The 6,307-nt window shown below is 51.8% G+C and carries 10 protein-coding genes; 9 read left to right on the top strand and 1 reads right to left on the bottom strand.

Features of this window, described 5'->3' with window-relative positions; all coding sequences use genetic code 11:
- The first annotated feature begins 198 nt into the window (after nucleotides 1–198).
- From ACUXAC_RS25895 to ACUXAC_RS25860, 8 genes are all read left to right on the top strand, one after another.
- Nucleotides 199–639 carry a protein TraE gene (locus tag ACUXAC_RS25895; protein ID WP_454267059.1) on the top strand — a complete coding sequence of 147 codons (441 nt, stop codon included), beginning with the start codon at nucleotides 199–201 and terminating at the stop codon, nucleotides 637–639.
- A 36-nt stretch (nucleotides 640–675) separates the two neighbouring features.
- Entirely contained in the window at nucleotides 676–1,023 is a 348-nt protein-coding gene (locus ACUXAC_RS25890; protein WP_454267057.1) for a hypothetical protein, read from the top strand.
- 85 nt (nucleotides 1,024–1,108) lie between these two features.
- Nucleotides 1,109–1,369, top strand: a complete 261-nt coding sequence (locus tag ACUXAC_RS25885; RefSeq protein ID WP_094887931.1) for a hypothetical protein — start codon at nucleotides 1,109–1,111, stop codon at nucleotides 1,367–1,369.
- A 53-nt stretch (nucleotides 1,370–1,422) separates the two neighbouring features.
- The gene (locus tag ACUXAC_RS25880; RefSeq protein ID WP_454267055.1) at nucleotides 1,423–2,220 is read left to right on the top strand and encodes an N-6 DNA methylase; all 798 of its coding nucleotides are present in this window, start codon (nucleotides 1,423–1,425) and stop codon (nucleotides 2,218–2,220) included.
- A 37-nt stretch (nucleotides 2,221–2,257) separates the two neighbouring features.
- Nucleotides 2,258–2,383 (top strand): hypothetical protein, encoded by a 126-nt coding sequence (locus ACUXAC_RS25875; RefSeq protein ID WP_255326676.1) that lies wholly within the window; start codon nucleotides 2,258–2,260, stop codon nucleotides 2,381–2,383.
- A 574-nt stretch (nucleotides 2,384–2,957) separates the two neighbouring features.
- Nucleotides 2,958–3,329: a dehydrogenase gene (locus ACUXAC_RS25870; RefSeq protein WP_454267054.1), complete on the top strand. Its 372-nt coding sequence runs from the start codon at nucleotides 2,958–2,960 to the stop codon at nucleotides 3,327–3,329.
- A gap of 56 nt (nucleotides 3,330–3,385) precedes the next feature.
- On the top strand, nucleotides 3,386–4,213 hold the full coding sequence (locus ACUXAC_RS25865) for a DUF932 domain-containing protein (protein ID WP_454267052.1): 828 nt from the start codon (nucleotides 3,386–3,388) through the stop codon (nucleotides 4,211–4,213).
- Nucleotides 4,214–4,314: 101 nt separating this feature from the next.
- Nucleotides 4,315–4,611: a DUF5983 family protein gene (locus tag ACUXAC_RS25860; RefSeq protein ID WP_454267051.1), complete on the top strand. Its 297-nt coding sequence runs from the start codon at nucleotides 4,315–4,317 to the stop codon at nucleotides 4,609–4,611.
- Between the two features lie 292 nt (nucleotides 4,612–4,903).
- On the opposite strand, the gene ACUXAC_RS25855 is transcribed toward ACUXAC_RS25860, so the two are convergent.
- A complete protein-coding gene (locus ACUXAC_RS25855; RefSeq protein WP_454267050.1) occupies nucleotides 4,904–5,485 on the bottom strand; it encodes a lytic transglycosylase domain-containing protein in 582 nt (193 codons plus the stop codon).
- Nucleotides 5,486–5,841: 356 nt separating this feature from the next.
- On the opposite strand from ACUXAC_RS25855, the gene ACUXAC_RS25850 reads away from it, so the two are divergent.
- Entirely contained in the window at nucleotides 5,842–6,243 is a 402-nt protein-coding gene (locus ACUXAC_RS25850) for a relaxosome protein TraM (protein WP_239511736.1), read from the top strand.
- Nucleotides 6,244–6,307: the final 64 nt, after the last annotated feature.

The following is a 6,307-nucleotide window of genomic DNA, read 5'->3' as shown; positions in this document are numbered from 1 at the left end:
TGCTCAGCTTACCGGTGGTTATCTCTCATCGGCCCTTACGCGGCCGCTTTTGTAGCACCGTCGCCCGCGTGCCCGCAAGGGTGAAATGCACGCCGCAAGCGGCGCCCTTGCGTTCCCCCGTTCGCCGTCGCTACGTCAGCTTTTCGCCGCGCAAGGTTCCGACGAGAGATAAATCAACCACCCAGGAAGGAAAGCAGCATGAACACACAAAACGTCAACGTCAAAACCGCCACGAAGGGACGCTCTAAGAGATATGGGAAAAAATCCATTGTCAACGGAGCGTCTGATGATTGGGATGTAAAAGCCTGCCTGTTCGTTACGCAGGCGATCGGCCGCTTTTCTGTCAAATTCTCGGCGCCCTGCATCGGGGGCACGGTGAACCTCAATTGCAGCCACATCACCAACGCCTGCAATCCGTTTGATGCCGTAATGCGATTTGCGCGCGAAACCCGCGCGAAGGGCTGCACGGTGTACGCCGTGGAACAGGTCGAGCCTGTGCGCCCTGTTTGCCTGAGCACAACCGGGTATCGCTTTATGCAAAAAGGCTTCATCTGGCTGTGTCTCGATACCGGCGTTTTCGTCGAGGTGTCAGACGATGGCCGCACGTTGCCTTGCTACGGCACGTTGACCCGCATTTAACCGGTGGCAAGCCACCCTAACCGAGGAGAAAAAACGATGTATCAGACCGAAATCAGCACTGAAAACCGCATGGCGTGGGATGCGAGCACCGAGGCCGCGTACTGGCAACGGCGCGAGCAGCAGGCACGCAGCGACGTGGAAGAAATCACGCTGGCGGCGTTTATGGATGCCATCGCGGTGATGTACCCGAAAGACTGGGAGGGCGACGCACATAGCGAAACTTTCAAGCTGGCCGAAATGTACTGCGGGGACGTTACCTACATTTTCGCCAAAGTCGGCGATCGCTATTTTAAGTTCCGTGACGTGGTGACGTTATCGCATAGCGCCATTTTGGCGCGGATCAATAAGGAGGTGCTAAGCCGGGAGACGCAAGCCCGTAAATGAAAAAAGCAGGCTTTCGCCTGCTCTCTCGTGCCGGTTAGCCCTAGGAAAGTTGGCCGGCATTCATCAATCAGCATGGAGATCAACCATGAAATCGAATGTAAGCATCATGACAGTAACCGACGAGTATGTAAAGCGCCTACAGGCGGAGTGCGAGCAGGTGAAACGCCAGCGGCGGATCGCGCGCGGCGATATAGCCGCCGCCGACGTCGATCCGGATCTGCGGTCGTTCGGGCGTCATATCGCCGGATGTGTTCGCAAGGGCAAATCGGTGCGGGTGCCGTCGATGCGGGGCAGTGAGTGGGGGCACGTTCTGCGTGCGCTGGAGTTAACGCGGGCAATGGCCTGATAACGCGAGCCGCCCCGTACCGGGCGGCTATTCACTGACCCGGAGGTTAATTGATGTCACAACTCTCTTTTGATGCCCTGTTTTCCGTGCCCGTCGATGCAGTGCGCCCGGCGGAAAAGAACGTCAGGGCTGATGCGTTAGAACAGCCAAAACCCGCCGACCCTGTACCGGGACGAAAACGGACAATCACCGGCGATGATCCGCGCAAGGCGTTTTTGAGTACGTTTCGTGAGACGGCGCGTTATCACCATCGCTACGAAGTGTTCAGCGATTTTGTGAAACTGACGGCCTGTGCGCTTGAAAATCTGCTGTTAAAGTCGCCGGACATCGAGGCGGAGTATCTGGCCACCATCCAGCGCTATGAAAAAGCCGACCAGCAGCGCATGGCGCAGTTGTATTCATGGCTGATCATCGGGCTGGATCAGGACATGGGGGATTTTCTCGGCTCGCTGTTTATGGAGCTGGAGCTGGGCAGCGGCAACATCGGCCAGTTTTTCACGCCGTTCCATCTCTCCGAACTGATGGCGGGACTGGTAGCCGGTGATCGGCTGGCGGCGTTGGACAATGAGCCGTATATCACGCTGTCCGAACCGACCTGCGGCGCGGGCGGGATGGTGATCGCGTTTGCCAAAGTGATGCTGGCGCGCGGATATAACCCGCAAACGCAGCTGCGCGCCGACTGCGTGGACATCGATCCGGTGGCGGCGCGGATGTGTTACATCCAGTTGTCGCTGCTGGGTATCCCGGCGCGCGTGGTGATCGGCAACAGCCTGACACTGACCTATCAGCGCGAGATGTATACGCCGTTTTGGTATCGCGTGACGTCCACGCGCTGGCCGATGTATCGCTAACACCCGAGGCGGGCAGGGCGATCCTGCCCGATAACGCATGGCAGAAAACGACACGCTGCCGCTACCGGGCGAATTTACCGATCGGGGTGTGAACCTTTGGGCATTTTTTGCCGACGCCGTGTGCTACCTGGTAACGGTGGCTTCGGTCAGCACCGCGCGGTAAAAGACGAACAGAACGAAAGGCCGGAGCCTGCGGCACCGGCCTTTCTTTCCCTTCTCGCACACTGTCAAAAAGACCTGGTGGCGATTTCCCTACTTCTCCCTTGTTGGCTGCCGGTATTTCTTCGGTGAATCGGGTTTCCGCAGGATGCCTGGGCGTGCCCTTCGGGCCCGGCTGTCGTGCTGCGCAGGGAGCCGGCCCGCCGTCTCCCCCCTGGCGGGCTTCCATCCGTCACGCGATGGGCTCGCTTGCAGCCGGCGATGCCGGCGCCGCTTTTCACTGTCCCTCGCCCTGGCGAGGAACGCTAAGTTCGCCCCGGCTTGTCGCCGTGTCGGCTGTGTTCCTCCTCGCTGCGTTTCCGGTGCGCCATCGGACGGCCGTTCCCCGGCGGAGGGCTGTTCGTAGCACCGTCGCGTCGCCCCGCAAGGGGTGAAATGCACTTCACCGAAAACTTTTTCCAGGTAAAAACTTTTCGTCTCGCCCCTTGCGTGTCTCCTTACGCCGTTGCTCCGTCGCCCTTTGCCGCCAGGGAACTCACCGAACGATGGAATAACCACCAGAGAGGAGCAAGCGCAGGATGAACACGCAAAACGTCAACACCGCCACCAAAGAATCTTCCAAACGATGGGCGGGAAAATACCCCGACGCGGAAAGCATCATGATCCGTCAACTGGCATTGATGGAGGAATTGCACGGCGTGTATTTGTCCCCTGACGAACTGGCGCAATCGCTGTATGAAATTTTTAACACGATGACGGATCGGGTGGTGTTTAACGGCGTCGATAACTCGCCGTCCGATAAACCGAAAATTGCGTATGCCGTCGCGCAACATTGGATTCAGGCGCAGCGTCTGGCCGGTGCCTATTTTGGCGAGACTGGTGTCACTGCCTGGGAACATGCGCGTTATCGGCTGCACCTTCAGCTGGCTATCAATCACTCATACCGTTAATTCATCGCCGGTCTAAAAAAATTGGCCGGTATTACTCAAAGAGAAAGGAGAATATCATGCGTCTGACTTCCCGTTTTGGCCGTTATAACGCCATCCGTAAAGACCGCCCATTAACCAACGACGAATTAATGAACGTGGTGCCGAGCGTGTTTTCAGAAGATAAACACGATTCGCGCAGTGACCGCTATACGTATATACCCACCATTACGCTGCTGGATAAATTACGCGAGGAAGGTTTTCAGCCGTTTTATGCCTGCCAGACGCGCGTCCGGGATGAAAGCAAACGCGGCCATACCAAACACATGCTGCGGCTGCGTCGGGAAAATATGATTGTCTCCGGCAATAAGGAAGTCCCCGAAATCGTATTATTGAACAGCCACGACGGGAGCAGCAGTTACCAAATGATCCCGGGGATGTTCCGCTATGTCTGTGCCAACGGCATGGTATTTGGTCAATCGTTCGGTGATGTTCGTGTCCCGCATAAAGGGGATGTGGTCGGTCAGGTGATTGAAGGTGCCTATGAAGTGCTCGGCATATTTGACCGCGTCGATAATGACCTCGATACCATGAAATGCATTTCACTGACCGAGCGCGACCAGGAATTATTTGCGCGGGCGGCGTTAAGTTATCGCTACGAGTATGAAGATAAATCCCCGATCACGCCGTCGCAAGTTTTGCGTCCGCGTCGACGTGAAGATTACAGCAATGATTTATGGACGACATTCCAGCGCGTTCAGGAAAACATGATTAAAGGCGGATTACCCGGTAAAAGCGTGACCGGTAAAAATACCCGTACTCGGGCGGTCAACGGTATCGATGGCGATATAAAACTGAACCGTGCGTTATGGCTGATTGCGGATGAATTCAAAAACCGAATGAAGTAACAGGTTGCCCCGGTAATGACGCCCATCAATACCGGGGCCGAACACTGCTACAGAACGAACAGTTAATACTACGCGGACAGTATGAAATAACGGGGTGAAAGATGCAAACGGAAAATTTACGGGTATGCAGTACGGCACATTTTACATCGGAAGATAACGAGCTGTTAGCGACAATGGCAGGGCAGGCGGCTTTTCGTTCCTGGGTGGTTAACATCCAGTACGGTTATATTCTGGTGCTGACGGATTATCGCTGGCGGCTGCGGGTATTAAAGTCACAAGGAGCGTCAAAGGCGCTGAGGCGGTTTTTAATTCACCAGATAAAATATCATCGTATAGGCTACATCCATTTTGATTGTGATGCGTCCATTCTTCCCTGCCATGAGGTTTTTGAATGGTAGCGCGCTGATAAGAGCCGTCCCCATCGAGGGGGCAGCTCTTATTCTCCCCGCCCGCCCAGCGGGAAATACATTTCCCGCTCCCGCTGCCCCAAAGGGGCGCCCATACCACACACCTGACGAGAAACACGTCAGGTGTGTGGTATGGTAATATGCGGCAGCCCTTATACACATCCCCACAGGCAAAGTTATTTCACCTTGCCCCGGTGAAATAACCGCTCCCGTTCATAACCGGTCAGGGTAGGCCGGTTACTCACTGGCTTAATTGCGTGTGGATATGTGCATAAGGGCGGAGTCAGTTGATAGCTGGCGGTATTAGTTTTCCGCTTTTTATATCTTTATAAATTCGGTCAATCTTCATTGCGTAGTTATACCTGTTAGAGATGGTTTCCTGCCGATTTTTTACGCCGGCATTATACATACCTACTGCTAACCAACTCAGTCCGTATTGATTAAAGTTACGTCTTAATACCAGGGCGCCAACATGTATGCAAAGACAGGGATTATCTTTGAGCTGTTTTATCGATAGCAAGGGGTACTCTCGTTTGAAGCGATTGACAGTGTTGGTGTTGATTTGCATGACGCAATAATCTGAACTGATGATTTTTCCCGTCTTGTCTCTGTTGTGATTGACCGCCGAGTTATTGAAGCCTGATTCTCTAAATGCGATGGCACGGAGATAATCCGGATCTATACGATAGTAAGCACCCGCCCGATTGAAACAATCAGCGCGAACGTTACCACTAAAGAAAACCATAATTGCCAGCAATGCTGCCGCTATTCTACACATCATCGCAAGAGGCCCGTAAGGTATTAACTCAACGTTGGTTAATATTAACACAGGCGTATATGTAAAACTAGATTTTTCACACCACATGCAAAAATGATTATTTTTGATTATTGTTTTATTTAACAATGACTTATAATCTAATTACGTAATTCATGTATGTTTTGTGCTATTGCTGTAAAGCAATCAGTATGTTGCTCATAAAGTGCTTGAAAGCAGCTTTTAAGCAACTGATTTAAAATCAGTGTATTAAGTATAACATTCTTCTATTGGATGCTGAATAGAATGTAGTGAGCATCTTAAGAGCAATTGTAGAGCTGCTTATAAGATGCTTAAAAGCATCTTGCGAGTTGCTTTCTGAATGCGGTACACTCGTTCTGGTTACTATTAGTAGGTGTTATGCATGATGCCTATTGGTTTTAAATCATATGAACAAAGGTTTCATAATGGCCGATATTGAAAAGAAATCTAATAACAGGGTGTACCTAACTATTCCTTATTCTTGGATGGAGAAGGTAGACCACCAGGTACAGATGAGGCTTGATGATGGCGAAACCCGTGATACAGCAAATAGGGCTGCATATGTGATGGAAATGTTCAAACTCGGTATGCGAGTAGAGGAGAATAAAAAGAATAAAGATGAGGGGCAGAAATCTTTAGATGAGAAACTTCATATGTTATCAAAAAATGTGCTCATATCTTCATTTTTTACAGAAGCTCTCTACTTTGTCATGAAAGAAGTTGTTGATAGAGAGAAGGTCGTCAAAACGGAACAATTTTTAAGTGATGATTTCATCACTATGGTAAATGAAAGGGTGGCTGGTAAACTTGCAGAGTTTTTTAAATAGTTATCAATTAACCGCCTTACTGATATGGGCGATAGGCCACTTCGTAATTAGTGGCCTATTTTGA

This window comes from Serratia sp. 121840015-1 (assembly GCF_053627655.1).
This window is presented reverse-complemented; position numbering and strand designations above follow the sequence as displayed.